Here is a 25,895-nt window from a genome sequence, read left to right as displayed (position 1 = left end):
GATGCAGACGGGATTGACGAAACGCAACTAAGAGACGCAGCAAAGTCGGCTCATTTTCTCAATGTCGACGGCCGTTGCGGGCACATAGGCCATCAGCCGAAGGTCCGGCCTGCCATCAATGGCGAAGGACGAGAACTCGAAGGTGATCTCACCCACCAGCGCGTGGCGTAGCGTCTTCGCGCCCTCCCCGGTCATCTGCACGTCGTTCTCGCCCCACAGGCGGGCGAAATCGGCGCTTCCGGCTGAGAGTTCGGTGACGAGTTCCCCCGCGCGCTCGTCGGCGCCGGCCCGCGCGGTCTCGGCGCGAAACGTCGCGACCAGGAAGCGGGCCACGGCCTCCCAGTCGGTCTGGGCCGCGCGGGTGACAGGGTCGAGGAACATCCGCCGCAGGATGTTGCGCTCCTCCGGCGCCATCGCCTCGTAGTCGGCGAGAGCGAGCCGCGCCGCGCGGTTCCAGCCGATGATGTCCCAGGTGGCGGTCGCAACGGTGGCCGGGATCGTCGGCATGGCGTCGAGAAAGCGCTGCAGCCGCCCCGAAATGCCCTCCTGCGCGGGGGCGTGCGCCTTGGGACGATGACCGATGCCCACCAGAAACAGGTGCTCCCGCTCCGCCTCGGTCATCATCAGCGCACGGGCAAGACTATCCAGCACGCGCGGCGAGGGAGCCCCGCCGCGCCCCTGCTCCAGCCATGTGTACCAGGTGGTGCTGATATGGGCGCGCTGCGCCACTTCCTCGCGCCGCAGGCCCGGTGTCCGCCGGCGACCGCCAAAACCGAGCGCGGCCGCGTCGAGCCGCTGTCGACGGTCCCTGAGGAACGCGCCAAGCCGGTGCGTGGCACCATCATCGTGCAGCATGTTAGACATTATACCTGTATAAAGTCACTCATTTAACTGGATATAGTTTGGCTCTTATTCTCCTCGCCGACAAGAAGGAGAATAGTCATGCAAGTATTTGTGACCGGCGCGACCGGCTTTGTCGGCTCGGCCGTGACGGCGGAACTTCTGGCGAACGGGCACGGGGTTTTGGGGCTGGCCCGCTCCGACCGGAGCGCGGACGGACTCCGGCAAGCGGGTGCGGAGGTTCTTCGTGGCGAACTGGAGGCACCGGAAACGCTGCGCGAGGGCGCGCGGAGCTGCGATGCGATCATCCACACCGGCTTCATCCACGATTTCGCGCGCTATGCGCAGGCCTGTGCGATTGATCGCGCGGCCATCGAGGCGGTCGGCGCTGCGATCGAGGGGACGGGCAAGGCGTTCATCGTCACCGCCGGGCTAGCCGGTCTGGCAGTCGCCGGAAACCCCGTGACGGAAAACGACGTCGCCCCGCCGCCGTCCGATCTCTATCCGCGCGCGTCCGACATGGCGGCACGCACGCTTTCTGCCCGTGGTATCCCCACCGCAATCATGCGCCTGCCGCCATCCGTTCACGGAAGGGGCGACCACGGATTCGTGCCCATGCTGATCGACATGGCGCGGGAAAAGGGCCGCTCCGCCTATATCGGCCAGGGCACCAACGCCTGGCCGGCCGTGCATGTCGCCGACGCCGCCCGCGCCTTCCGCCTCGCCATCGAGCGCGGCCCGAGCGCCGAGACCTTCCATGCGGCGGGCGAACTGGGCATCCCCTTCCGGGAGATCGCGCAGGCCATCGCGGCCGGACTCGACCTCCCCTGCGTGTCGCTGAGCCCGGACGAAGCGCGCGAGCATTTCGGCTGGTTCGCCCGCTTCACAGCGCTCGACGAGCCGGCCGCCAGTGAACGGACCCGGCGCCTTCTGGGGTGGCAGCCAACCGGGCCGGACCTTCTGACCGACATCGGGCAAGCGGGTTATTTCCCGGTCGGCGCGCATTGAGAGCGGTGGGGCGCTCGTCGCTTGGCGCCCCACTTTGTATCAATTCTTATCAAGGGCTGCCCCTGCGACAGCTCGCGACAATAAGACCCGCGCGCGGCACGCTTCTGCGACAGCGCTTCCCTAGCGTTCATCGGTCGAACAACGCCAGCCGCCCTGTCGCCGGGAGTTCTCATGCTTGCGGCCCGCGCGGCATGCACCGTTTCTCCAGCCGGGAGTCCACCATGGTCCAGCTCACCGTCAACGGGCAGACGCACAACATCGAGGCCGAGCCCGATACGCCGCTTCTCTGGGTGCTTCGCGAGCAGGTTGGCCTTACCGGCACCAAGTTCGGCTGCGGCATTGCCATATGCGGCGCCTGCACCGTGCATATTGACGGGGTAGCGACACGTTCCTGCGTGATGCCGCTCTCGGCCATCGAGCCCACCCAGAAGATCGTCACCATCGAGGGCCTGTCGCCCGATGGCTCGCACCCGGTGCAGAAGGCGTGGCTCGCGCTCGAGGTTCCCCAGTGCGGCTACTGCCAGACCGGCATGATCATGGCGGTGGCGAGCCTGCTTGAGACCAACCCCAAGCCGAGCGACGACGACGTCAACGCCGAGATCACCAATATCTGCCGCTGCGGCACCTATAACCGCGTCCGCGCTGCCATCCATATGGCAGCCGACGGCAAAGCCGGCTGAGGGAGAGCGCCATGAGCATTGTTCAGTCGGTCTCGCGCCGGAATTTCATCGTCGGCTCGGCCGCCTCGCTCGGCGGCCTGTCGCTCGGCTTCCATATCCCGTTCATAGCGCCGGCACTGGCGCAGGACACTGCCGCGACGCTGCCGCCCGAGATCAATGCCTGGGTGGTGGTTAAGCCGGACGACACGATCGTTATCCGCATCGCCCGCTCGGAAATGGGGCAGGGCACGCTCACCGGCCTCGCCCAGTTGGTCGTCGAAGAGCTCGAAGGCGATTGGTCGAAGGTCACGACCGAATACCCGACGCCGGGAGAGAACCTGAAGCGCGACCGCGTCTGGGGCAGCTACTCCACCGGCGGCAGCCGGGGCATCCGCGATTCGCATGACTATGTCCGCAAGGGTGGCGCCGCGGCCCGCCACATGCTGGTGGCTGCGGCGGCTGAGCAGTGGGGCGTGCCCCCCAGTGAGTGCACGGCAGCCAACAGCGTCATCACCCATGGCCCCAGCGGGCGCACCCTGCGCTTCGGCGAGGTGTCGGAAGCTGCCGGGCGCCAGACGCCGCCGGCCGAGGTGACGCTCAAGGACCCGAAGGACTGGAAGATCGCCGGCAAGCCGCTGCCGCGCCTCGACACGGTGGAGAAGCTCACCGGCAAGCAGGTTTACGGCGCCGACCTTCAGCTTCCCGGCATGCTGAACGCGGCGATCAAGGCCTGCCCCGTCTTCGGCGGCACGCTCACTAGCTTCGATGCGTCGGCGGTTGAAAAAATGCCGGGCGTGAAGAAGGTGGTGAAGGTCGACGATCGCTCCGTCGCCGTTGTCGCCGACACTTGGTGGCGCGCCAAGACCGCGCTCGACGCGCTGCCGATCATTTGGGACGAGGGTCCCAACAAGGACCTGAGCAGCGCGGATATCCGGGCGATGCTGGCGGAAGGGCTTGAGGCCGAAGAGGCGTTCATCGGCAACAGCCAGGGCGATGCCAAGGCCGAGTTTGCCCGCGTGTCGGCCGCCGGCGGCAAGGTGATCACCGCCACCTATGCCTATCCCTACCAGAACCACGCCACCATGGAGCCGATGAATTCCACCGCGCTCTATACCGCTGACAAATGCGAGGTGTGGGTGCCCACCCAAAACGGCGAAGCCAGCCTCGCCGCCGTCGCCGAGGCGGCCGGCCTGCCGGTCGGCCAGTGCGAAGTGTACAAGATCCATCTCGGCGGTGGCTTCGGGCGGCGCGGCAATTTCCAGGACTATGTCCGCCAGTCGGTCAGCATCGCCAAGCAGATGCCGGGCACCCCGGTCAAGCTGCTGTGGACGCGTGAGGAGGACATGCTGCACGGCGCCTATCACCCGACCACACAGGCCAAGCTCACCGGGGCGCTGGACGCAGAGGGAAATCTCACGGCGCTGCACCTGCGTATTTCCGGCCAGTCGATACTCGCGGCAGTGCGGCCGGAAGGTATGCAGGGCGGCATGGACCCGGTGGTGTTCCAGGGGCTGACGGCGAAGCTGCCGGAGGGTCACCTCGCCTATACCGTGCCGAACCTCCTGATCGACCACGCCATGCGCAACCCGCCGGTGCCGCCCGGCTTCTGGCGCGGGGTGAACCTCAACCAGAACGCAATCTATGTCGAATGCTTCATCGACGAACTGGCCCATGCCGCAGGCGCCGAGCCGCTCGCTTTCCGCCGCAAGCTGATGGCGAACCATCCCAAGCATCTCGCGGTGCTGGAAGCCGCGGCGAACGGAATCGGCTGGGACACGCCGCCGGCTGAAGGGCGCTTTCGCGGTCTCGGCCAGATCATGGGTTTCGGCTCCTATGTCGCTGCCGCCGCCGAAGTGTCGGTGGAGAACGGCGAGCTGAAGATCCACCGCATCGTCGCCGCCACCGATCCCGGCCATGTGGTAAACCCGGCGCAGGTCGAGCGGCAGGTCGAGGGGTCCTTCGTCTACGGCCTCTCGGCCTGCCTCTATGGCGAATGCACGCTGGCCGGCGGACGGATGGAGGAGGAGAACTTCGACACCTACGAGGTGCTGCGCATGGCGCAGATGCCCGCCGTGGAAACCATCATGCTGCCCTCCGGCGGCTTCTGGGGCGGGGTGGGCGAGCCCACCATTGCCGTCGCCGCCCCGGCGGTGCTCAACGCGCTGTTTGCCGCCACCGGCAAGCGCTACCGCACCATGCCGCTGAAGAACCACGAGCTTGCGTGATGCGCCTGTTTCATTTCATGCTGCCGGCGCTGTGGCTTTTCATCTCCGCTGCGCCGGCGGAGGCCGCGCCCCCGCGCGGGGCGGCCTCGTGCTCCGGCTGTCATCCGCGCACCGCAACCAATGGGCCGGTGCCAAGCCTCAACGGGCAGCCGGCCGAGCAGATCGCGGCGCAGATGGCGGCGTTCCGCTCGGGCGAACGCCGCTCGACCGTGATGGCGCGCATTGCCAAGGGTTTCACCGATGAGGAAACACAGGCCATCGCCGAGTACTTCGCCGCTGGAGGCAATGCTCCCGCTCAGCCGTAGGCGCGTTCTCGGCGGGCTGGCAGCGGGGGCGTGTGTCGCCTTGGCCAGCCCTTCCGTGCTGGCGCAGGCTCCACCAAGAGTGGTGGTGATTGGCGGCGGGTTCGGCGGGGCGAGTGTTGCCCGTACCCTCAAGCGCGAAGACCCCGGCATCGCGGTGGCCCTGATCGAGCCCAATGCGCACTACACCGCCTGCCCGCTCAGCAATTCGGTGATCGCCGGGTTGCGCGACATGAACGCCCAGCATTTCGGCTATGCCGGGATCGAGGCGGACGGCATCATTCATGTGCCGCAAAAAGCGGTGCGGGTGGAGGCGGACCAGCGTCGCGTCGTGCTCGCCGACGAGGTACGGCTCGGCTATGACCGACTCGTCGTGGCGCCTGGCATCGACATGCGGTTCGACGCCATCCCCGGTTATGACGCCGCTGCGGCAGAGCTGATGCCCCATGCCTGGAAGGCGGGTGAGCAAACCCTGCTGCTGCGCCGGCAACTGGAGGTGATGCCCGATGGTGGGCTCGTTGTCATTTCCGCGCCGCCCAATCCGTTTCGCTGCCCGCCTGGCCCCTATGAGCGGGCGAGCCTGGTTGCTAGCTACCTCAAGACGCACAAGCCGCGCTCCAAGATCCTCATCCTCGACGCCAAGGACGCCTTCTCCAAGCAGCGCTTGTTCCAGGCCGGCTGGGCTACGCTTTATCCAGGCATGATCGAATGGGTCGGGCTGTCCTTCGGCGGCCGCGTGACCGAGGTGGACGCTGCGACCTGGACCCTGCGCACGGAATTCGGAGAGCATCGCGCGGCGGTGGCGAATGTCATCCCCCCGCAGCGCGCCGGCGCCATTGCCTCCATTGCCGGCGTCGCCGACCAGACCGGCTGGTGCCCCATCGACCCCGTCACGTTTGAGTCCCGCCTTGTGCCTGGCGTTCATGTCATCGGCGACGCCGCCATTGGCGGGGCCATGCCGAAATCCGCCTTCACGGCCAACGCCCAGGCCAAGGCCTGCGCCAGCGCCGTCATCGCGCTGCTGCGCGGCCGCATGCCGGCCGAGCCGAAGCTGATCAACACCTGCTACAGCCTGCTGGCACCGGACTACGGCATCTCCATCGCCGGCGTGTACAGCCCGCAGAACGGCCTGCTCGCCGAGGTCGAAGGCGCCGGCGGCACCTCGCCGCTCGACGCCCCGCAGGCCGTGCGCGCCGAGGAGGCAGCCTATGGCGAGGCGTGGTTCGGCACGATCACCACCGAGGCGTTCGGGTGAGCACGGCTCTGGCGCTCGCCTGGAGCACACTGGCGCTGGTCGCGGGGGTATCGGGCCATGCGCGGGCGCAAGAGGGTTTGGGCCAAGAATCCGCAACCAATCGACAAGTCGTGCCCTATGTCGTCACGGACGACGCGATCACAGAACCGCTTGCCGTGCAGCGCGGCGACCCTGCCCTCGGGGAGGCGCTGATCGGCGAGCGTCACCGCAGTCTGTGCATCCTGTGCCACGCCCTCCCCTCCGGCGTGGAACGGCTGCAGGGCACACTGGCGCCGAGCTTGGCAGGCATCGGCTCGCGGCTCAGCGAGGGGCAAATCCGGCTGCGCATCGTCGACATGAAGCGGCTCAACCCGGAGAGCATCATGCCCACCTATCATGCGCTGCCCGCCAGCGCGCGGATTGCGCCTGGCTGGCAGGGCAAGCCGGTGCTCGGCGCGGCCGAGATCGAGCATCTGGTCGCCTATCTCGTGACGTTGAAGGAATAAGCCATGGAAGGAGTGAGCCCATGACGGAGCCCACCGGATTTTCCGCCAGACGCGAACCCGCCGTCAGCCCCTCTCTCGGCCGGCGCGCCGTGCTGGCCGGGGGCGTCGGCATTCTCGTGATGGCGCTGCCTTTTCGGGCGCTGGCGCGTCCTTCGCTTGAGGAGGCGGTCGCGGGCTTCACCGGCGCCGTGCCTGTGCAGGCAGGACGCGTCAAGCTCACCGTGCCGCCACTGGTGGAGAATGGCAATGCGGTCGGCGTCACCGTCGATGTCGAGAGCCCGATGAGCGAGGCCTCTCACGTGCGCCGCATCGGGCTGTTCAACGAGAAGAATCCGCAGGCGGATGTGGCGATCTTCCAACTCGGCCCATACAATGGCCGGGCGCGCATCGCCACCCGCATCAGGCTGGCGACCTCGCAGACCGTGCTCGCCGTCGCCGAGTTCAGCGACGGCACCTACTGGTCGAGTGAGGCGAATGTCATCGTCACCCTGGCCGCCTGCATCGAGGACCTGTCATGACCCGCGCCCTCGTCAGCGTGCCCAAGACCGCCCGTCGTGGCGAGATCGTCGACATAAGGGCGATGATCGCCCATCCGATGGAAACCGGGTACCGCATGGGTCCCAACGGCGCCGAAATTCCCCGGCACATCATCACCCGCCTCGTATGCACCTATGGCGGCGATGAGGTGTTCGCGGCCGAGTTCTTCCCGGCTATGTCCGCCAATCCCTTCGTGTCGTTCAGCCTCATCGCGGCGGAGAGCGGGACGGTCAGTTTCGCGTGGACCGATGACACGGGGCAGACCGAGACCGCAAGCGCCGAGATCGTGGTGAGCTGATGCGCCGGCCGGCCGCGAGCCTGATCGCCCTGGCGCTGCTGGCCGGCGCCGCGTCGGCGGGCGACATCGCCCCCGGCGAGCGGCGTTCGGGAAGCGCCTTCATGGCGCCGGAGACGCAGGCGATGCAGGCGGACGATACCAGCAATCCCGGCATGCTCTGGGTGCTTCAGGGCGCCGGCCTATGGGGCGAGAAGGCGGGTCGGTCCGGCCGGTCCTGCGCCGGCTGCCATGGAGAGGCGGTGGCAAGCATGCGTGGTACCGCCGCGCGCTATCCCGCGCTCGATGCCGCTTCCGGAAAACCCATCGACCTCACGGGACGCATCAGTCAGTGCCGCACGGAGCGGCAGGGGGCACCGGCACTGGCGCGCGAGAGCGACGCGCTGCTGGCGATCACCACCTTCGTGGCGCACCAGTCACGCGGCCTGCCGGTCGCGCCGCCGGAGGAGCCCCGCCTCGACCCCTATCGCGAGACCGGCCGGCAGCTCTTCACCACCCGCATGGGCCAGCTCGACCTTTCCTGCGCCAACTGTCACGACGACAACTGGAACCAGCGTCTCGCCGGCAGCGCGGTCACGCAGGCGCACCCGACCGGCTATCCCCTGTATCGTCTGGAATGGCAGAGCATCGGCTCTCTCCAGCGCCGCATGCGCAACTGCATGATCGGGGTGCGCGCGGAACCCTTTGCCTCGGGCTCCGAGGAGTTCATCGCGCTGGAGCTCTACCTCATGCAACGCGCCGCCGGCATGGCAATCGAGACGCCGGGCGTGCGCCCGTAAACGCCCGCCACAGGCTCAGGTGCAGGTGCAGCTCACTCCGCCGGAGTCCGAGCGCCGATGGGAAGACCGGCCCGGCGCCGGGCGCGCACCGGCCCTTTCGCTTCCGGGCCGGGACTCTGGGCATGCGGCAGGCTGATGGTGGCGCGCAGCCCCTGCCCGGTATTGGTGAGGGTGATGTCGCCGCCATGATGGCGCACCATGTTGCGCGAGATCGACAAGCCGAGGCCGATGCCCCCCGTCTCGCGGTTGCGCGAGCGCTCCATGCGGAAGAACGGCTCGAAGACCTTCTCGGCGATGTCGGAGGGGATCCCCGGCCCGTCGTCCTCGATCACGATCTCGATCGCCTGAGGTGTCGCGCGCAACGCGACACGGGCACGCTCGCCATAGCGCACCGCGTTCTCCACCAGATTGCGCACCGCGCGCTTCAGCGCGTCCGGCCGGCAGCGATAGCTGATCTTCGGCCCCTCGACGCAGGAGATCTCGTAGCCCAGCTCGACGAGGTCGTCGCACAGGCTGCCCACCAGCGCGGTGAGGTCGACATTGCGCGTGACCTCCTCGGTCGCCTGCTCGCGCGAGAAGGCCAGCGTCGCCTCAGTCATGGCGCGCAGCTCGTCCAGCGTGTCGAACATCTTCTCGCGGGTCTCGTCGTCGGAGACGAACTCCGCTCGCAGCCGCAGCGAGGTGATCGGCGTGCGCAGGTCATGCCCGATCGCCGCCAGCATGCGGGTGCGGTCCTCGACAAAGCGCTGCAGCCGCGACTGCATGAGGTTGAATGCCGCTGCCGTGTGGCGGAGGTCGTCGGGCCCCTTTTCCAGCAAAGGCGCGACGCTCTCGCCCCGGCCCAGCGCCTCGGCCGCCGCCGCGAGGCGCCGCATCGGCTTGGTCATGGTGCGGGCGATGAAGGCCGCGCATAGCGACAAGATGAAGGCCGTCACCCCCAGCGAAATCAACGAGCGGGCGGAGAGCATGCTGTTCGCCATCTTCTTGGAGAAGGCGCTGTTCAGCCAGGACCCGTCCTTCAGCTGCACGGCGAGACCCATGCCGGTGGCATCGCCCCAATACATGAACTTGGCTGCCCGCGAGAGCGGCCAGGCATGCGCCGGCAGGTCGAGCCATGTGGAATAGGGCGCGCCGCTCGAGGGCACCGGCGCGGCGACGGTGATGCTCGCCGGCTGCGGTGCGGGCACCGGGTCTGCCGTCGTCTCCCTCACCCCCTGTTCGGTACCCGCCAGATTGGCCAGAGTCGGCAGGGGCTCGGCGAGCCGGCCCTTGGCGTCCTGCCGCCAGCTCTCGACGTCGCCGGGGAAATTCGGCGTCACCCAGAAGCGCGTATAGCTGGTGCCGCTGGCTTGCAGGATGTCGTGCTGCACGTTGGGCGGGGTGGTTTCGAGCACCTGCGCGACCGATGCGCTCCGGCTGAGGAACTCGACCTTGGCCGCGCGCAGCAGCACGCCGCCCATCTCGTCGGTGAACAGCAGGAAGCTGATGCCCTGCGACACCGCGAGCGCCAGAAGCATCACGGCGACGAAGCGAGCCGTCAGGCTGCGGTTCCATACCCCGATCATTGGCCTTCCACCTCCGACGAGAAGCTGTAGCCGCCGCCCCAATGCGTCTTGATCAATGCCGGCGATTTGGGGTCGGTTTCGATCTTCTTGCGCAACCGGCTCACTTGGTTGTCGATCGCGCGGTCGAACGGCTCGGCGCTGCGCCCTACCGTGAGGTCGAGCAACTGGTCGCGGCTCAGCACCAGCCCGGCATGGTCGAGGAACACGCTCAGCAGCCGGAACTCGGCCGTGCTTAGCGGCACGGTCAGCCCGTCCTGGTCGATCAGCTCGCGCCGCCCGACATTGAGCGCCCAGCGGTCGAAGCGCAGTTCCTTGGCCTTAAGCTGGCCGCGCTGCGGCGGCAGGCTCTGCACCCGCCGCAGCACCGCCTTGATGCGGGCGAGCAGTTCGCGCGGGTTGAACGGCTTGGAGAGATAGTCGTCGGCGCCCAGTTCCAGCCCGACGATGCGGTCCGTCTCCTCCGCCATCGCAGTGAGCATGATGACGGGCAGGCTGGTGGATTCGCGCAGGTACCGGCAGAGCGAGAGTCCGTCCTCGCCCGGCATCATCACGTCGAGCACCACGAGATCGAAGGCGTTGCGCTCCAGCAGGCGACGGAAGGCGGCGGCGCTCTCGGCCAGCGACGTGCGGTAGCCGTGCCGATGCAGATATTTGCCGACCAGATCGCGAATGTCGCGATGGTCGTCGACGATGGCGATGTGCGGTACGGCGTCCATGCGAAAGCTCCCGCCTTTTACATACCGCCATCACCCTTTTCGCGCTGGGAAAAATTGTAACAAAGCGTATTGGGCCAATCTGCTGCGACAGGCAGAGACAATTGCCGCCCTTTCTCGAAGAAGTTTTGCGACAACTCCCCCCTATGTTGGCTCCATCGGACGACGGCAAGCCGACGCCGCGTCAGACACCCGAGTAACCGCAAATACTCGTTCAATCTATATACATTCTCCTGCGCACCGAATTGTCGGAACAGGAGATTACCCAACAGGAGAGACCATTATGACCGCGATCAACTGGAAGATGACCCTCACCGCCGCCGTCCTTTCCCTTTCCGCCGCTGGCCTCGTCAACACCGCGCTGGCCGAAGGACGGGACCCGGTGGAGAAGGCCGGCTATGACGCCGCCGTCCGCAGCGCCAGCGAGGCGCGGGCCAATGGCGGTGCCGGCGCGCCGGTGATCGAGGGCCGCAACACCTATATCCAGCAGCCCTCGACCCAGAATGTCGAGCCCTACATCCAGCGCCAGATCGAGCAGAATGCGCGCTCCACGCGCTGAGAGCTTCCTCGCCTGTGAGAGCAGGGGCGCGGGACGCAAGGTCCGCGCCCCTTCGCGCGTGCGACGCCTTCTCTCCCCCTTGCCTCGGAGTCGCACGTTCCTACATCTCCGGCGCGGGCCGAAATTGGCCGCATGGGGAATGAGTATGTCGTCGCGTTACGTTCGCCTTGATCCGGAAACCGTTCGTCTCCTCGACCGATGTATCGCCCAGGCCCAGGAGGCCGCCGCAAGGCTGAATCGCGACGGGGTCGACGAGGCCATGCGGACGCGACTCGCCTCCGCCCTGATGGAGGCGATCAGTCTTGGCGAGAGGGACGAGGGGCGGCTGGTTGCGTTCGCCCTGCAGGTGCTGCCGGCCTATCGCGAGCGGCTTGCCAGACCCTCCCCGCCACCATTGGCTGAGGCGCCGGGGCGCGCCTTCAGCGATGACCGCGTGCCGAAGCCGGTAACAAATCGCCTTTAGTCGAATTTTCTGACGGCATTTTCCCTCGTCGAAGAGTGATGAAACCCGGTGGAAGGTGGTTTAGACTTGAGGTGTGACGCAGGGGATCCACCGATGTTTCGCACCTCATTTCCGGCGATAATGCTGTCCTTCGCCCTGCTCGGTGCCCATGGCACGATGGCCAAGGCCTCGGGGACGGCTGATGAAGCCCGGTCGATGCTGGAGCGCGCCGTCATTGCCGTGAAGGCCGACCAAGCCCGCGCGCTGGCGGCCTTCAACGCCGGGCTGGACGGCTTTCGCGACCGCGACCTCTATGTGTTCTGCAACAAGCTCGACGGCGTCACCGTTGCCCATGCCCGTCCCGGTATGCTGGGCGCCAATCTCAACGACGAGAAGGACCCCAGCGGCAAGGAGTTCGGCAAGGAAATGCTCAGCCATGCCAGGGAAGGAGAGGTTCATGCCGTCTCCTACGCCGTGCCACGCCCCGGCGGTGGCCAGCCGGTGCCAAAAGAGAGCTATGTGACGCGGATCGGCGATCTGGTCTGCGGCGTCGGCTATTACAAGTAGCCGGCCGCCAGGCGGCCCTTGCATCCCGTGCGGCTAGGAGGCGATACATTCCTGCCCCCGTGGTAGCGGACAGCGCCTCATGAGTCTCAGCGAGCTTTACGACGTGAGCGACGCCGTCGCCCTTGCCGGCCATGTGGCGAAGGGGGACGTGAGCCCCGGAGAATTGCTCGACGAGGCGCTGCGGCGCGTCGCGGCACTCAATCCTGAGATCAACGCCGTAACCATGCTGCAGGAGGATGTAGCGCGCCGTCTGATCGCGCAGGGCCTGCCCGACGGGCCGCTGAAGGGTGTGCCCTTCCTCCTCAAGGACCTCGGCGCCGAGGCCATCGACTTTCCCACCAATAATGGCTCGCGCCTGTTCGCCAACACCCACTACGCCAAGGATTCGGCGATCTATGCCCGGCTCAAGGCGGCGGGCCTCGTCACTTTCGGCCGCACCACCTCGCCGGAGGGCGGCGTCGGCCCGACCACCGAGGCGGCGGTCTATGGCGGGCCGACGCGCAACCCCTGGAGCCTCGCCCACACGCCCGGCGGCTCGTCCGGTGGCGCCGCAGCGGCCGTCGCAGCGGGCATCCTGCCGGCCGCGCACGGCTCGGATGGCGGTGGCTCGGTGCGGATTCCGGCCTCGTCCTGCGGCCTGTTCGGCTTCAAGGCCACCCGCGCCCGCACCCCCGACGGGCCTTATGTCGGCGAGGGCTGGGCCGGCATGGCGATTGACGGCTTTCTGACCCGTTCGGTGCGCGACACGGCCGTTCTGCTCGACGCGACGCAAGGCCCTGACCTCGGCGCCCCCTATGCCGCCCCGCCGCTGGAGGCCTCGTTCGGCGCAGCGCTGGCCCGGCGGGACGGCCCGCTCACCATCGCCTTCACCACGACCACTCTCACCGGAGAGCCGATCGCGCCCGAATGCCGGGCGGCGGTGGAATCGGCGGCGCGGCTGCTGGAGGGTCTCGGCCACCGCTTGGTGGAGGCGCGCCCGGACGCCGACACGGCAGGCATGATGGCTGCCTGGACGAAGATTGTCGGCTGCGGCACGGCTTTGACCATCGAGACCGCGGTGCGCCGGCGCGGCCGGCCGCTGGGCGACGGCGAAATCGAGAGCGTCGCCCGCTCCGCCCTCGACTATGCCCGCACGGTCAGCGGTGCCGACTATCTGGAAGCCGTCAACAAGATGCATGCCTATGGGCGGGAGATGGCGGCGTTCTTCGAGCGTGCCGATATCCTTCTCACCGCCACGCTCGCCGAGCCGCCGGCGCTTCTGGGGCGCTTCGACCATGTCGGCCGCGACTACCTCGACTACCGGATGGGACCGGACGGGGTGTTCGCCTATTCGCCCTTCACCGCCGCCTTCAACGCCTCCGGGCAGCCGGCCGCCTCGCTGCCGCTGCACTGGACGCCGGATGGCCTTCCCGTCGGCATCCATCTCGCTGCCGCCTTCGGCCGTGACGAGGCGCTTCTCGGGCTGTGTGCGCGCATCGAGGAAGCCGCGCCCTGGGCCGGGCGCCGCCCGCCGATTGCCCGCAATCCGGACCGGCCAAAAATTTGATCACATTCGGCGCCGCCCGGCTTGCCGGATGATGGGGGCTCACATAGGCTACTGAAACACAACGCCGCAAGCGTTGTGTTCGCCGCCTTCGTAGGCGTACGGATCTAGCAACGGGTGAATAATGCCGGAGCCTGCCGCTGTACCGGACACCCGCATCGCTGTCGAATGCAGGGGTATCGTCAAGCAGTTTGGTGAGGGTCCCAATGCCTTGCGCGCGCTCGACGATGTCTCCGTTGCCATTCGCGAGAAGGAATTCTTCACGTTGCTGGGGCCTTCCGGTTGCGGAAAGACCACGCTGCTGCGGATGATCGCGGGATTTGAGTATCCCACCGAGGGCTCCATTCGGCTGCATGGCGAGGACATCGCCGGCCTGCCGCCCTTCAAGCGACCCATCAACACCGTCTTCCAGAGCTATGCGCTGTTCCCGCACCTCACCGTCTGGGAGAACGTGGCGTTCGGCCTTCAGATGCTGGGCCGGCCGAAAGCGGAGATCGCCGCGCGTGTCGCCGAGATGCTGAAGCTCGTCCATATGGAGGAGTTGGCGCAGCGGCGCACCGACCAGATTTCCGGCGGGCAGGGCCAGCGCGTCGCGCTCGCCCGCGCCCTCGCCCCGGCCCCCAAGGTGCTGCTGCTGGACGAGCCGCTGTCGGCGCTCGACTACAAGCTGCGCAAGGAAATGCAGATCGAGCTCAAGCGCATGCAGAGCGAGACCGGCATCACCTTCATCTTCGTCACCCACGACCAGGAAGAAGCCCTGACGATGTCCGACCGCATCGCCGTGATGTCGAAGGGCAAGGTGCTGCAGATCGGCACGCCCTGGGACATTTACGACAAGCCGGCCGAGCGTTTCGTCGCCGACTTTATCGGCGAGACCAATTTCCTTGCCACGACCTTGCTCGGCATCGAGGCCGGCATCGCGCGGGTGCGGCTACCCTCGGGGGTCGAGATGTCCGCTACCCTCGCCGAAGGCTATGTGCCTTCAGGTGCGGCGACGCTGGTCGTGCGGCCCGAGCACGCACGGGTGGTTCCGGCGGGCGGGCCGACGGCGGATCAACCGTCCGGCCAACTGTCCGGCACCGTCGAGAATGTGGTCTATTTCGGCACCGACACCCACATCCATGTGCGACTGGACGAAGGCTTTACCTTCATGGTGCGCCAGCAGAATTCGCGCAGCCAGTCCTGTGGCGTTACCGTTGGCGAGCGTGTCGGCATCGTGATTGCGCCAGATGCCGCGCAAGTGCTGCGGGATTGACCCATGGCCAGCGCTGCCGAGAACGCACGCCGGGATCAACAGGGGAAGATCCGCGCGCGCTGGCTGCTGTCGACGCCGGCGCTGCTCATCATCTTCATCGCCGCCATCGGGCCGCTCCTGGTGATGCTGGCCTATTCCTTCATGGCCAAGGGCGATTATGGCGACGTGAAGCCGGGCGAGTTCTCGCTCGACGGCTGGTTCTCGGTCTTTCTCCAGCGCGACATCTTCGACGACACACTCACCCTCGCCGACGCCCATCTGTCGATCCTCTGGCGCTCGCTGCGCCTGTCGGTGATCACGACGGTGCTGACCTTGGCGCTGGGTTTCCCGACCGCCTATTTCATCGCCACGCGGCCGCGCCACACCCGCGAGGTCTGGGTGTTCCTGGTGACGATTCCGTTCTGGACCAACCTGCTGATCCGCACCTTCGCGATGCAGCAGGTGATCCGCAATGAAGGCGTGCTCAACACCCTGCTGATGTGGCTTGGGGTCATCAACGAGCCGCTGCCGATCATGTACACCGACTGGGCGATCCTGTTCGGCATGGTCTATGTCTATCTGCCGCTGATGGTGCTGCCGCTCTATGCCAGCTTGGAAAAACTGGACTTCCGGCTGGTCGAGGCGGGGTACGACCTCTATGCCGGCCGGCTCGCCGTTCTGCGGCGCATCATCATTCCGCTGGTGAAGCCGGGCATCGTCGCCGGCTCGATCCTCGTCTTCATCCCCTCGCTTGGCGCCTATGTCATTCCGCGCGTGCTGGGCGGCGGTAAGAATCTGATGCTTGGCAACCTCATCGAGTTGCAATTCGGCGCCGGTCGCAACTGGCCGCTGGGTGCGGCGCTGTCAATCACGCTAATGGCGCTGGTGATGGTGGCCATGCTGTTCTACGTCCGCAATGCGTCGCGCGCGGGAGGTGGCCATGGCTAGAGCGCGCTTCGATATCCGCTCCCAGCCTGGATTTGGCACCATCGCGCTGTTCACCTTCGCGCTGCTCTATCTGCCGATAGTCACTCTGGTCGTCTACGCCTTCAACGCCAGCGACTCGCTGTCTTCCTGGGGCGGGTTCTCGCTGCACTGGTTCGCCGCCGCCGCACAGAATCAGGCGGTGCAGGACGCGGCGTGGCGCTCGCTCATCATAGCGGCGAGCGCGGCCACCATGGCGACTATTGCCGCGACCATGGCGGCGATCGCCACCACTCGCACCCCACCCTATCCCGGCCTCGGCTTCAAATACGCCTTCATCAACCTGCCCCTGATGGTGCCGGAAATCGTCACCGCCGTGGCGCTGCTGATCGTGTTCGCGCGGGTGAAGGTGTGGACCGGCTATTCGGGCCTCGGCTACCTCATTCTGGCGCACACCGCATTCTGCATCCCCTTCGCCTATCTGCCGATCCGCGCCCGGCTGGAGGGGATGGACCAGTCGCTGGAGCGCGCGGCGGCGGACCTCTACGCCCCGCCCTGGCAGGTGTTCCGCCGGGTGACGCTGCCGCTGCTGCGGCCGGGCATCATCGCCGGCTTCATGCTGGCCTTCGTCATCTCGCTGGACGACGTGGTGATCTCCGAATTCGTAAAGTCGGGCGGGCAGGACACCCTGCCGACCTACATGCTGGGCCAGTTGCGCCGCGCCGTGACCCCCGAGATCAACGCCATCGCCGCCGCCTTCCTGGCGCTTTCGGTGGTGCTGGTGACGATATTCTTCTTCATCAACCGCAAAGAAGCCTGAACCAACAGACCGGACGGAGTGGGACCATGACTTTGAAATCGACGACGCTCGGGGCGGCGCTTGCCCTGTTCGTAAGCGCGGGCGCGGCCTGCGCCGAGGGGCAGCTCAACATTTACAATTGGGGCGACTACACGAGCCCTGAGTTGATCAAGAAGTTCGAGGAGACGCACAAGGTCAAGGTGACGGTCACCGACTATGATTCCAACGACACCGCGCTCGCCAAGGTGCGGGCCGGCGGCCATGGCTTCGACATCGTGGTGCCGTCCGCCAACTACATCCCGATCTGGATCAAGGAAGGCCTACTTCTGGAGGCCCGGCCCGACCAGATGCCCAACTTCAAGAATATGGACGAGCGCTGGGTGAACGTCCCCTGGGACCCGGGCCGGCACTATTCGGTGCCGTGGCAGTGGGGCGTGAGCGGCATCGGCATCAACACGAAGGTGTACAGCGGCGACATCAACACCTCGGCGATCTTCCTGGACCCGCCGAAGGAACTGGTCGGCAAGATCAATGTCGAGCCGGAAATGAACGACGTGCTGTTCGCCACCATCCGCTATCTCGGCGGCGAGTGGTGCACCACGGATAAGGCGCTGCTGAAGCAGGTGCGCGACAAGCTGCTGGAGGCCAAGCCGAAATGGCTGGCCATGGATTATTCCGTCACCGAGAAGCTGCCCTCGGGCGACTATGCGGCGGTATATTACTGGAACGGCGCCATCCTGCGCGCGCGGCTGAAGAACCCGGACATCGCCTTCGGCTACCCGAAAGAGGGTTATCCGGTGTTCATGGACAGCGTGACCATCCTGAAAGACGCCAAGAATGTCGAGAATGCCAAGGCGTTCATGAACTTCATCATGGAGCCGGAGAACGCGGCGCTGATTTCGGCTTTCGCCAAATATGCCAACGGCATCAAGGGCTCGGAAGCCTTCTTCCCCGCCGACATGAAGGGCGCCCCCGAGCTGAACGTGCCGGCGGAATTCGAGAAGGCCGGCCAGTTCCTGGAAACCTGCTCGCCGGAAGTTTCCCAGCTCTATGCCCGCATCTGGACCGACATCAACAAGTGATGGCGGCTGTCCTCGCATGAGGGGAGGGCCAAACGGCCCTCCCCTTTTTTGCGCGGCGCGCCAGGTCGTGCAGAAGCCTGAGGGTCCTCGTGCCCTTAGAGCCTGCTTGGAAAATCGCTTGCGGGATCGTCCAGCAGGCGGGCGACGCGATCCCGGAATGGCCTGCGGCCAATCCAGGATGACGCCGACGGAAGAGTGTCAAACAGGCCTTCAGTTCTTCACCGTCTCCTCAAGGGAGAAGCGGCCGAGCGGGTTCTGGTGGAATTTGTCGATGTTCTTGCCGGTGACGTTGATATAGGGGCTGTAGTAGAGGTCGATCCAGTTGACGTCGCCCTTGGCCAGCTTTTGAAGCATCACATACATTGCCTCGCGCTTGGCCGGGTCGGTTTCGAGCCGCGCGGCTTCCACCAGCGCCTTGACCTCGTCGTTCTTGTAGCGGGTCATGTAGTTCATGTTGGTGTCGTGGCCGAGGACGAAAGTGGTCTTCTGGTCGACGTCGAGAATGTCGTTGGTCCAGTACATGACCGAAATGTCGTAATCGCCGTTCACCAGCATGTCCCAGCTCTGGCTGGGGTCGACCTTCTGCAGCGTCACACCCACGCCGGCCTTGGCCAGCTGCTGCTGCACGAGCACGGCGATCTGCTCGTCCGTCTCCTTGCCGGCATTGACGATGTAGTTCAGCGTGAGGTCGGAAGCGCCGGCGTCGGCCAGCATCTTCTTGGCCTTTGCCGGGTCATAGGGGCGCTGAAGATTTTCGGCGTAGTGATGGAGTGCGCCCTTCGGCACATAGGAATAGGCGACCTCGCCGAGCCCGAAGGTCGCCGCCTCCACGATCGCCTGCTTGTCGATCGCCATGTCCAGCGCCTCGCGGACCTCCTTCTTCGCCAGCGGGCCGTGCTCATGGTTGATGAGCATATGGTCCTCGCGGGTCGAGGGGTCGCTCATGACCTTGAGATCGGGGTTCGTCTTCAGCTCGGCGACGCGCGAGAACGGCACGGTGATGGCGGCATCGACCTCCCCGGCCTGGATCTTCAGCATGCGGGTGTTATCGTCGGGAATGACCAGCCATTCCACGCCGTCGAGGCTGACCTTGCCGGCGTCCCAGTAATTCGGGTTTTTCTTGAGGATGACCCGGTCGCCGCGCCGCCACTCGACCAGGCTGAAGGCGCCCGAGCCCACCGGCTTCTCGGCGAAGCTGTCGGCAGCCGCGCCTTCCACCAGCTTCTTCGGCAGCACCGAGGCGTTGGGCAGCGCCATCATCGACAGGAACGGCACCGACTTGCCCGTCAGCTTCACTACCAGCGTCTTGGGGTCGGCGGCGGTCGCGGTGTCGATGACCTTGAAGCTGTCGGACCAGAGCGAACCCTTGTCGTCGCGGATTCGGATCAGCGAGAAGGCGGCATCCTCGGCGGTGACGGGGGCGCCATCGGAGAATTTCGCGTCGCGCAGCTTGAAGGTGTAGGTCAGCCCGTCATCGGAAATGGTCCAGCTCTCGGCAAGGCCGGGCACCAACTTGGTGCCGCTGGCATCCACCCGCACCAGAACGTCGAACACGTTCGAGAACACCCAGTTATCGACATTCTGCGCCGACTTGATCGGGTCGAAAGTGGTGGAATCCTCGTTGCGGGCGATGGTGAGCACGCCGGCCGCGTGCGCGTAGCTCGCTGAGAGCGAAAGAAGCGCGGCAAAAGCCGCGAGGCGGGATTTGCGGAGAGCGGTTTTCACGGGTTTCTTCCTCTGGTTGTTAGCTTGCAAGCAGCCCAGGCGGCGCCAGCAGGCGCCGGTCCGGGTCGATATCGGGAATGGCGGCGATGAGCGCGGCGGTGTAGGCCTCGCGCGGTCGCTCGAAGACCTCGGCGCAGGGCCCCTCCTCGACGATGCGGCCGTGGTGCATCACCACCACCCGTTCGCAGAGATTGCGGACGATGGCGAGGTCATGGGCGATGAAGACCAGCGTGAGGTCCATGGTTCTCACCAGCCGCTGGAACAGCGCGACGATCTGCGCCTGGATGGTGACATCGAGCGCAGCGACGCATTCATCGGCGACGATCAGGCGGGGATCGACCGCCAGCGCCCGCGCGATGCCGGCGCGCTGGCACTGGCCGCCGGAAAGCTGGCGCGGGCGGCGTCCGGCATAGTCGGGATCGAGTTCGACCAGCCGCAGCAACTCGTCCACCCGTTTAGGGATGGCGGCGGGCGCCACCTTGCCCTGCACGCGCAGCACCTCGGCCAGCGTCTGGCCGATGGTGAGGCGCGGATTGAGCGAATTGAACGGGTCCTGAAACACCATGGCGGCCTGCTGCCGCATCTTCGTCAGCGTTGCCTCGCGCTGAAGGCGAAGGCTGGCGCCGTCGAAGGTGACATGCCCGTCGGAAATCGGGATGAGGCCGAGCATCGCCCGTGCAAGGGTCGACTTGCCCGAGCCGCTCTCGCCGACAATTCCCACCGTTTCGCCCGCCCGGATCTGCAGCGATACGCCGGCGACCGCGCTAAAGCTGCGGCGGCGCCCGAACACGCCGCCGGAGAGCGGGTAGCGGATGTGCAGATCGTCGATTTCCACCAGCGGACGGGCTGGGCCTGCGGGAAGGCGGGCCGCATCGACCTTGTCGTCCACCACATCGTTTGCCTCATCCGTCGGCATGGAGGGATGGCTTGATATGAGCGCCTTCGTGTAGCGGTGCTGGGGCCGGGCGAGGATGTCGCGCTTGTCCCCCACCTCCACCACCCGCCCCTGCCGCATCACCGCTATGCGGTCGCAGGTCTGGGCGACCACGCCGAGGTCATGGGTGATGAGGATGATGGACAGACCGCGACGCTCGCGTAGCTCCATGAGAAGACGCAGGATCTGCGCCTGGATAGTGACATCGAGCGCAGTGGTGGGCTCGTCGGCGATCAGCACTTTGGGATCGCAGGAGAGTGCCACCGCGATCATCGCGCGCTGTCGCATGCCGCCGGAGAATTCGTGGGGGTAGGCCGCGAACTGACGCGCCGGGTCGGTGAAACCTACCTGCCCCATCAGCGCGATTGCTTCTTCCTGTGCCGCGGCCCGGTTCAGCTTGCGGTGGAAGCGCAGCCCCTCGACGATCTGGTCGCCAACCCGCATCACCGGGTCGAGATGGCTCGACGGGTTCTGGAAGATCATGCCTATCTCGGCGCCGCGCACCGCCTGTATCTGCGCGTCGCCCAGTGCGAGGAGGTCGCGCCCGCCCATCCACACCTCGCCCCGGGTGACGGAAATGGCGCGTGACGGCAGAAGCTGCACCAATGAGCGGCAGAGCAGGCTCTTGCCCGATCCGCTCTCGCCGACGAGGCCGAGGATATCGCCCGGCGCGAGATCGAGCGATACGCGGTCGAGCAGGGTCTGCTCCCCCTCGCCATTGCGCACGACGACGGAGAGGTCGCGGACAGAAAGCAGCGGGGCGCTCATTCATGCACCCCCATGGCTTCGCCCAGCGCATCGCCGATCATCGAAAAGCCGAAGGCCAGCAGCACGATGGACAGGCCGGGAAACAGGGTGATCCACCATGCCTGCGACAGGAACGCCTGCCCTTCCGCCACCATGATCCCCCACTCGGCCGTGGGAGGCTGGACGCCGAGGCCGAGATAGGAGATCGCCGCCCCCGACAGCAGCACCAGCACTGCGTCCGACATGCAGAACACCAGCGATCCCGCCACCGAATTGGGCAGCAGATGACGGAACAGCACGCGCCTCCACGAAAAACCGAGGCTCACCGCCGCCACCGCATAGTCGGCGTTCTTCAGGACGAGAATCTGCGCCCGTATGAGCCGCGCATAGGATACCCAGCCGACCAACGCCATGGCGATGTAGAAGCTGGAAAGCCCCGGCCCGAGAATGGCGATGATGGAGAGCATCAACACGAGGAAGGGAAAGGCGAGGATGATGTCGATCAGCCGCATGAGTACCGCATCGACAACGCCGCCGAAGAAGCCGGCAATCGCGCCGATCACGGTGCCGATCACCAGCGGGAAGAACACCCCGATCACCGCCATCTGCAGGTCCACCCGCGCGCCGTAAATGATGCGCGAAAGGATGTCCCGGCCGAAATTGTCCGTGCCAAACGGGTGGGTCAGCGAGGGCGGCTGGATGCGGGCCGTGCCATCTTGGAAAATGGGGTCGTAGGGGGCGATCAGCGGCGCGGCGAGCGCGGCCAGCGCAAAGCCGCCGACAAGGACGAGCCCGGCGATGAGCGTGCGGTTCACCCGCTTGGCGCGCGCGCGCCCGCTCACAGCTTCACCCGCGGATCAACTGCCACGGTGGCGATGTCGGCGAGGAAATTGACCAGCACGGTGGCGCAGGCGAACACCATGGCGACGCCCTGCACCACCATGTAGTCGCGCGAAAAAATGGCGCGCACCAGCAGTTGCCCCATCCCCGGCAGGGCGAAGATGCTCTCGATCACCACCGTGCCGCCGATCAGCCAGCCGATATTCACCGCGAGAAGATTGATGGAGGGGGCGATGGAGTTTGGCAGCACATGGCGCCAGAACACGATGGACTCGGGCATGCCGCGCGCGCGCGCGGCTGTCGTCACATCTGATTTCAGCCAGTCCACCATGGCGGCGCGAAGTGAGCGGAGCAGCACGGTGGAAAGCGAGAGCGCGATGGTGAGCGAGGGCAGCGCCAGATGCGCCAGCTTGTCCCCCAGCGTCTCGCCATAGCCCGAGACGGGGAAGATGGGGTACTTCACCGCCAGCAGCATCATCAGCATCAGCCCGAGCCAGAAAGGCGGAAAGCCGATGCCGAAGGTCGAGGCGAAGCGGATCGCGTGGTCGATCGACCGGCCTTGGTTGCGGGCGGCGAGCGCGGCGAGCGGCACGGCGATGAGGATGGAGAGCAGCACGCTGCATAGGATGAGCGCGAAGGTCGGCTCGATGCGGGTCCCGATCAGCCGCAGCACGTCGATCCGGTAGACGATCGACATGCCCATCTCGCCATTGGCGAGGTTGCGCAGAAAATACAGATATTGCAGCCACAAAGGCTCATCGAGACCGAACTGGGCGCGGATATTGGCAATGGCGGTCGGCGTCGCGCGGGCGCCCAGCAGCACCCGCGCCGGATCGCCGGGGATCATCCGCACCAGGATGAAGGTGATGAGACTGACGCCGAACACGACCGGCACGAACTGCAGCGGCCGCATCAGGATGAAGGAATAGCGGTGCATTTCTAGCGCGATACGCTGGCGAGGAAGTCAAGCAGAGGCGGGTAATAGCCCGCCGGGTTCTCGTAGAACGGCATGTGGCTGGCATTCGCGACAACATTGATCCGCGCCTGCGGCAGGGCATTCTTCATCCGCATGGCGCAGGCGGGGGTGAGTTCGTCGCGCTCGCCCACGACGATTAGGGTCGGCGCGCCGATCTTCGGCAGGTCCGGGATGCGGTTCCAGTCCTTCAGATTGCCGGTGTAGAGAAACTCGTTCGGCCCCTGCATGGCGACATAGGGGCCCATGTTCCAGTCCGACAGCGAGCGCTGCACCGGCGCCGGCCATTCCGGCAGGCGGCAGACATGGCGGTAATTCAGGAGCGTGATCGCCGCCTGATATTCGGGATGATCGAAGGTGCCGGCGGCCTCGTGCTTCTGCATCATCGCCACGGTTTCCGGCCCCAGTGCCGCGCGCAGCTTCTCAAGCTCGCTCACCAGATGCGGCATGTCGGCCACCGTGTCGGCGAGGATCAGGCTTTTGAGCGCCTGCGGGTAGGCCAGCGCGTAGTCGATGGCGAGCCACCCGCCCCAGCTATGGCCGAGCAGATGCACCTTGCCGAGGCCCAGCGCGGTACGCACCGTCTCGGTCTCCTCGACATAGCGGCCGATGGTCCAAAGTGCCGGGTCCGTCGGCCGGTCGGCGGCGCCGGTGCCGAGCTGGTCGAAAGCGACGACCCGGTAGCCCTCGTCGATCAGGCAAGAATGCGCCTCGCGCAGATAATCGCAGGGGAGCCCCGGCCCGCCATTAAGGAGGAAGACGGTTTCCGTGCCCATGCCGAAGGAGTAGGCCACCACCCGGTGTTCGCCGACCTGCACCTCATGCCGCTCATGCGGCTCGATCTCCCGCCACATCGTCCGGCCCGTCCCTGCTCAACAAAAAGGCATGCTTAATTCGTAGAGAAAACGGGAGTCCAAACCAGCTATCAGAAGTGATAGGTTTGCCCCTACAGGCGGGGGACGCTCGGCGATGAGTGCCGACATCGGATTGATCGAACAGCGGCTGGACGCGGCCACCACTTTGGGCGCGCAGGTCGATCTGTTGTTTGAGGCCATGCGCGATTTTGGCTTCGACGCGCTGATTTACGACTACACCCCGGCACGCTTCGACCTCGACGGTGAGCAGATGCTGCCGTCTGTGCTGGAGCTGCGCAATGTCGACGAGTCCATGCGCGACTACTGGTTCGGCCAAGGCTATTTCCGCCTCGATCCGGTGCAGAAGGTGGCGCTGGGCACCACAAGGCCCTTCGTCTGGAACTATGATCCCCGCGCCGAAACCCTGATCCGCGGCTTCATGAACGAAGACAGCGCGCCGGTGGCCGACTTCCTCGTCGCGCGTGGCATGAGTGCCGGCGTCACCGTGCCGGTGCACATGCCCGGCGGCGACTACGCCACCGTTACCGGCATACGCTGCGGCGACGGCCGTTTCGCCGAACGAGAGGCCAAGCACTGCCTGGGCGAATTCGGGCTGCTGGCGCATCTCTTCCAGCACGCCGCCGCCAGCGGGTTGCGCGAGGACCGCCGTCTCAGCGGCCTGCCGCATCTGACCGCCCGCGAGCGCGAATGCCTGCGACACGCGGCCGAGGGGCTTTCCGCCAAGGAAATCTCCCGCGCACTCGGTCGCTCCGTGCCCACCGTGGTGATGCACCTCAACGCCGCGATGCGCAAATTGCAGGCGAAGAACCGCACGCAGGCGGCCGTGCGGGCAGCACGGCTGCGCCTGCTCGATTGAACCTGTTTCATCGCCCCCCGCCTATCACTTCTGATAGCTGCCGCCCCCTGTGCCGACTGCCTATTTTCCTCCCCATCAAAATGGGCGGCAGGAGGATCGGGCATGAGCGCAGCGGGCGGCGTGGAAGGGTTTATGCCCTTCCGGGGATATCGCACCTGGTACCGCGTGACGGGTGATCTCTCCGGTCCCCGTTTGCCTTTGGTGGTGGCGCATGGCGGGCCCGGCTGCACCCATGATTATGTCGATTCCTTCAAGGACATCAGCGCGCTCGATGGCCGCGCCGTCATCCACTACGACCAGCTCGGCAATGGCCATTCCACGCATCTGCCGGAGAAGGGGCCGGAGTTCTGGACCGTCGACCTCTTCCTCGCCGAACTCGACGCGCTGCTCGCACATCTGGGAATAGCGGAACGCTACGCCTTTCTCGGACAGTCCTGGGGCGGCATGCTGGGCGCCGAGCACGCGGTGCGCCGGCCGCAGGGGCTCAAGGCGCTGGTCATCGCCAATTCCCCCGCCAACATGCACACTTGGGTCAGCGAGGCCATCAGGCTGCGCCGTGACCTGCCGGTCGAGGTGCAGGAGACGCTGCACCGGCACGAGGCCGCCGGCACGCTTACCCACCCGGACTACATCAAGGCCTCGATGGCCTTTTACGACAGGCACGTCTGCCGCGTCACCCCGTGGCCGGCCGAGGTCGCCCGTACCTTCGCGGCGATGGACGCGGACAACACGGTCTATAGCCACATGAATGGGCCGACCGAATTCCACGTCATCGGCACGATGAAGGACTGGACCATCGAGGATCGGCTGTCGCAGATCGCCGTGCCGACCCTGCTGATCTCCGGTGCCTATGACGAGGCCACTCACGAGGTGGTGCGGCCCTATGTCGAGAAAGTGCCGGACATTCGCTGGGTGCTGTTTCCCGACTCCAGCCACATGCCGCATGTCGAAGAAAAGGAAGCCTGCCTGAAGGCGGTCTCCGACTTCCTCCGGCAGCAGGACGCGAGTGAGCGGGCCACCGCCGGCACTGTGAGCGCGTGATCTCGCTCCCCAAGCGGGTTTCGGCGCCTTCCGGCACATCCGCCGGAACCTCGGGTCGCTGCCGCTACTTGTCCCCGGCCAAAAGGGGACT

27 protein-coding genes are annotated in these 25,895 nt (G+C 66.2%); 19 read left to right on the top strand and 8 right to left on the bottom strand.

Annotated elements, in window-relative coordinates; genetic code table 11:
• Positions 1 to 27: 27 nt before the first annotated feature.
• The gene (locus EV667_RS10570) at positions 28 to 855 is read right to left on the bottom strand and encodes a helix-turn-helix transcriptional regulator (RefSeq protein ID WP_131835318.1); all 828 of its coding nucleotides are present in this window, start codon (positions 853 to 855) and stop codon (positions 28 to 30) included.
• A gap of 87 nt (positions 856 to 942) precedes the next feature.
• On the opposite strand from EV667_RS10570, the gene EV667_RS10565 reads away from it, so the two are divergent.
• From EV667_RS10565 to soxA, 9 genes are all read left to right on the top strand, one after another.
• Complete coding sequence (locus EV667_RS10565) at positions 943 to 1,848, top strand: SDR family oxidoreductase (protein ID WP_131835317.1); 906 nt, start codon at positions 943 to 945, stop codon at positions 1,846 to 1,848.
• A 221-nt stretch (positions 1,849 to 2,069) separates the two neighbouring features.
• The gene (locus EV667_RS10560) at positions 2,070 to 2,528 is read left to right on the top strand and encodes a (2Fe-2S)-binding protein (protein WP_131835316.1); all 459 of its coding nucleotides are present in this window, start codon (positions 2,070 to 2,072) and stop codon (positions 2,526 to 2,528) included.
• A gap of 11 nt (positions 2,529 to 2,539) precedes the next feature.
• Positions 2,540 to 4,732, top strand: a complete 2,193-nt coding sequence (locus EV667_RS10555; RefSeq protein ID WP_131835315.1) for a xanthine dehydrogenase family protein molybdopterin-binding subunit — start codon at positions 2,540 to 2,542, stop codon at positions 4,730 to 4,732.
• Entirely contained in the window at positions 4,732 to 5,037 is a 306-nt protein-coding gene (locus tag EV667_RS10550) for a c-type cytochrome (RefSeq protein ID WP_131835314.1), read from the top strand. Before EV667_RS10555 ends, EV667_RS10550 begins: the two co-directional genes overlap by 1 nt.
• Positions 5,018 to 6,289 (top strand): NAD(P)/FAD-dependent oxidoreductase, encoded by a 1,272-nt coding sequence (locus EV667_RS10545; protein WP_131835313.1) that lies wholly within the window; start codon positions 5,018 to 5,020, stop codon positions 6,287 to 6,289. Before EV667_RS10550 ends, EV667_RS10545 begins: the two co-directional genes overlap by 20 nt.
• Entirely contained in the window at positions 6,286 to 6,774 is a 489-nt protein-coding gene (gene soxX / locus EV667_RS10540; protein WP_245516102.1) for a sulfur oxidation c-type cytochrome SoxX, read from the top strand. The genes EV667_RS10545 and soxX overlap by 4 nt, the downstream gene beginning before the upstream one ends.
• Positions 6,775 to 6,794: 20 nt before the next feature.
• Positions 6,795 to 7,292 carry a SoxY-related AACIE arm protein gene (locus tag EV667_RS10535; RefSeq protein WP_131835312.1) on the top strand — a complete coding sequence of 166 codons (498 nt, stop codon included), beginning with the start codon at positions 6,795 to 6,797 and terminating at the stop codon, positions 7,290 to 7,292.
• Positions 7,289 to 7,609 (top strand): thiosulfate oxidation carrier complex protein SoxZ, encoded by a 321-nt coding sequence (gene soxZ, locus EV667_RS10530; RefSeq protein ID WP_131835311.1) that lies wholly within the window; start codon positions 7,289 to 7,291, stop codon positions 7,607 to 7,609. Before EV667_RS10535 ends, soxZ begins: the two co-directional genes overlap by 4 nt.
• On the top strand, positions 7,609 to 8,385 hold the full coding sequence (soxA, locus tag EV667_RS10525; protein WP_131835310.1) for a sulfur oxidation c-type cytochrome SoxA: 777 nt from the start codon (positions 7,609 to 7,611) through the stop codon (positions 8,383 to 8,385). Before soxZ ends, soxA begins: the two co-directional genes overlap by 1 nt.
• 32 nt (positions 8,386 to 8,417) lie before the next feature.
• On the opposite strand, the gene EV667_RS10520 is transcribed toward soxA, so the two are convergent.
• Positions 8,418 to 9,950, bottom strand: coding sequence for a HAMP domain-containing sensor histidine kinase (locus EV667_RS10520; RefSeq protein ID WP_131835309.1), 1,533 nt, complete (start codon positions 9,948 to 9,950; stop codon positions 8,418 to 8,420).
• A complete protein-coding gene (locus EV667_RS10515) occupies positions 9,947 to 10,666 on the bottom strand; it encodes a response regulator (RefSeq protein WP_131835308.1) in 720 nt (239 codons plus the stop codon). The genes EV667_RS10520 and EV667_RS10515 overlap by 4 nt, the downstream gene beginning before the upstream one ends.
• A 280-nt stretch (positions 10,667 to 10,946) precedes the next feature.
• Between EV667_RS10515 and EV667_RS10510 the strand changes: the two genes are divergently transcribed.
• The 8 genes from EV667_RS10510 to EV667_RS10475 all read left to right on the top strand — a co-directional run bounded on the left by EV667_RS10510 (position 10,947) and on the right by EV667_RS10475 (position 17,813).
• Positions 10,947 to 11,222, top strand: a complete 276-nt coding sequence (locus EV667_RS10510) for a hypothetical protein (RefSeq protein ID WP_131835307.1) — start codon at positions 10,947 to 10,949, stop codon at positions 11,220 to 11,222.
• 145 nt (positions 11,223 to 11,367) lie between these two features.
• The gene (locus tag EV667_RS10505) at positions 11,368 to 11,685 is read left to right on the top strand and encodes a hypothetical protein (RefSeq protein WP_245516101.1); all 318 of its coding nucleotides are present in this window, start codon (positions 11,368 to 11,370) and stop codon (positions 11,683 to 11,685) included.
• Between the two features lie 93 nt (positions 11,686 to 11,778).
• The gene (locus tag EV667_RS10500; protein ID WP_131835306.1) at positions 11,779 to 12,231 is read left to right on the top strand and encodes a cache domain-containing protein; all 453 of its coding nucleotides are present in this window, start codon (positions 11,779 to 11,781) and stop codon (positions 12,229 to 12,231) included.
• A gap of 79 nt (positions 12,232 to 12,310) precedes the next feature.
• Entirely contained in the window at positions 12,311 to 13,777 is a 1,467-nt protein-coding gene (locus EV667_RS10495) for an amidase (RefSeq protein ID WP_131835305.1), read from the top strand.
• Positions 13,778 to 13,898: 121 nt separating this feature from the next.
• The gene (locus tag EV667_RS10490; protein WP_131835304.1) at positions 13,899 to 15,029 is read left to right on the top strand and encodes an ABC transporter ATP-binding protein; all 1,131 of its coding nucleotides are present in this window, start codon (positions 13,899 to 13,901) and stop codon (positions 15,027 to 15,029) included.
• A 3-nt stretch (positions 15,030 to 15,032) separates the two neighbouring features.
• Positions 15,033 to 15,956, top strand: a complete 924-nt coding sequence (locus EV667_RS10485) for an ABC transporter permease (protein ID WP_131835303.1) — start codon at positions 15,033 to 15,035, stop codon at positions 15,954 to 15,956.
• Positions 15,949 to 16,752: an ABC transporter permease gene (locus EV667_RS10480; RefSeq protein WP_165901595.1), complete on the top strand. Its 804-nt coding sequence runs from the start codon at positions 15,949 to 15,951 to the stop codon at positions 16,750 to 16,752. The genes EV667_RS10485 and EV667_RS10480 overlap by 8 nt, the downstream gene beginning before the upstream one ends.
• 26 nt (positions 16,753 to 16,778) lie before the next feature.
• A complete protein-coding gene (locus EV667_RS10475; RefSeq protein ID WP_131835301.1) occupies positions 16,779 to 17,813 on the top strand; it encodes an ABC transporter substrate-binding protein in 1,035 nt (344 codons plus the stop codon).
• Positions 17,814 to 18,023: 210 nt separating this feature from the next.
• Here the strand turns inward: EV667_RS10475 and EV667_RS10470 are convergent, their stop codons facing one another.
• Genes EV667_RS10470 through EV667_RS10450 form a run of 5 tightly spaced genes read right to left on the bottom strand, consistent with a single transcriptional unit; the run spans position 18,024 to position 23,886 of the window.
• On the bottom strand, positions 18,024 to 19,538 hold the full coding sequence (locus tag EV667_RS10470) for an ABC transporter substrate-binding protein (protein WP_131835300.1): 1,515 nt from the start codon (positions 19,536 to 19,538) through the stop codon (positions 18,024 to 18,026).
• A gap of 19 nt (positions 19,539 to 19,557) precedes the next feature.
• Positions 19,558 to 21,240, bottom strand: coding sequence for a dipeptide ABC transporter ATP-binding protein (locus EV667_RS10465; protein ID WP_131835299.1), 1,683 nt, complete (start codon positions 21,238 to 21,240; stop codon positions 19,558 to 19,560).
• Complete coding sequence (locus EV667_RS10460; protein WP_131836307.1) at positions 21,237 to 22,034, bottom strand: ABC transporter permease; 798 nt, start codon at positions 22,032 to 22,034, stop codon at positions 21,237 to 21,239. The genes EV667_RS10465 and EV667_RS10460 overlap by 4 nt, the downstream gene beginning before the upstream one ends.
• A 23-nt stretch (positions 22,035 to 22,057) precedes the next feature.
• Complete coding sequence (locus EV667_RS10455) at positions 22,058 to 22,996, bottom strand: ABC transporter permease (RefSeq protein ID WP_131835298.1); 939 nt, start codon at positions 22,994 to 22,996, stop codon at positions 22,058 to 22,060.
• 2 nt (positions 22,997 to 22,998) lie between these two features.
• A complete protein-coding gene (locus EV667_RS10450) occupies positions 22,999 to 23,886 on the bottom strand; it encodes a proline iminopeptidase-family hydrolase (RefSeq protein ID WP_131835297.1) in 888 nt (295 codons plus the stop codon).
• Between the two features lie 115 nt (positions 23,887 to 24,001).
• Between EV667_RS10450 and EV667_RS10445 the strand changes: the two genes are divergently transcribed.
• Together EV667_RS10445 and EV667_RS10440 are read left to right on the top strand one after the other, a co-directional pair.
• On the top strand, positions 24,002 to 24,763 hold the full coding sequence (locus tag EV667_RS10445; protein ID WP_131835296.1) for a helix-turn-helix transcriptional regulator: 762 nt from the start codon (positions 24,002 to 24,004) through the stop codon (positions 24,761 to 24,763).
• Between the two features lie 102 nt (positions 24,764 to 24,865).
• Positions 24,866 to 25,804, top strand: coding sequence for a proline iminopeptidase-family hydrolase (locus EV667_RS10440; RefSeq protein ID WP_131835295.1), 939 nt, complete (start codon positions 24,866 to 24,868; stop codon positions 25,802 to 25,804).
• The last annotated feature ends 91 nt before the right edge of the window (positions 25,805 to 25,895 follow it).

This window comes from Ancylobacter aquaticus, assembly GCF_004339465.1.
GTDB lineage: Bacteria > Pseudomonadota > Alphaproteobacteria > Rhizobiales > Xanthobacteraceae > Ancylobacter > Ancylobacter aquaticus.
Note: the sequence above shows the minus strand (reverse complement) of the source record. Positions and strands in the feature narration are given on the sequence as shown.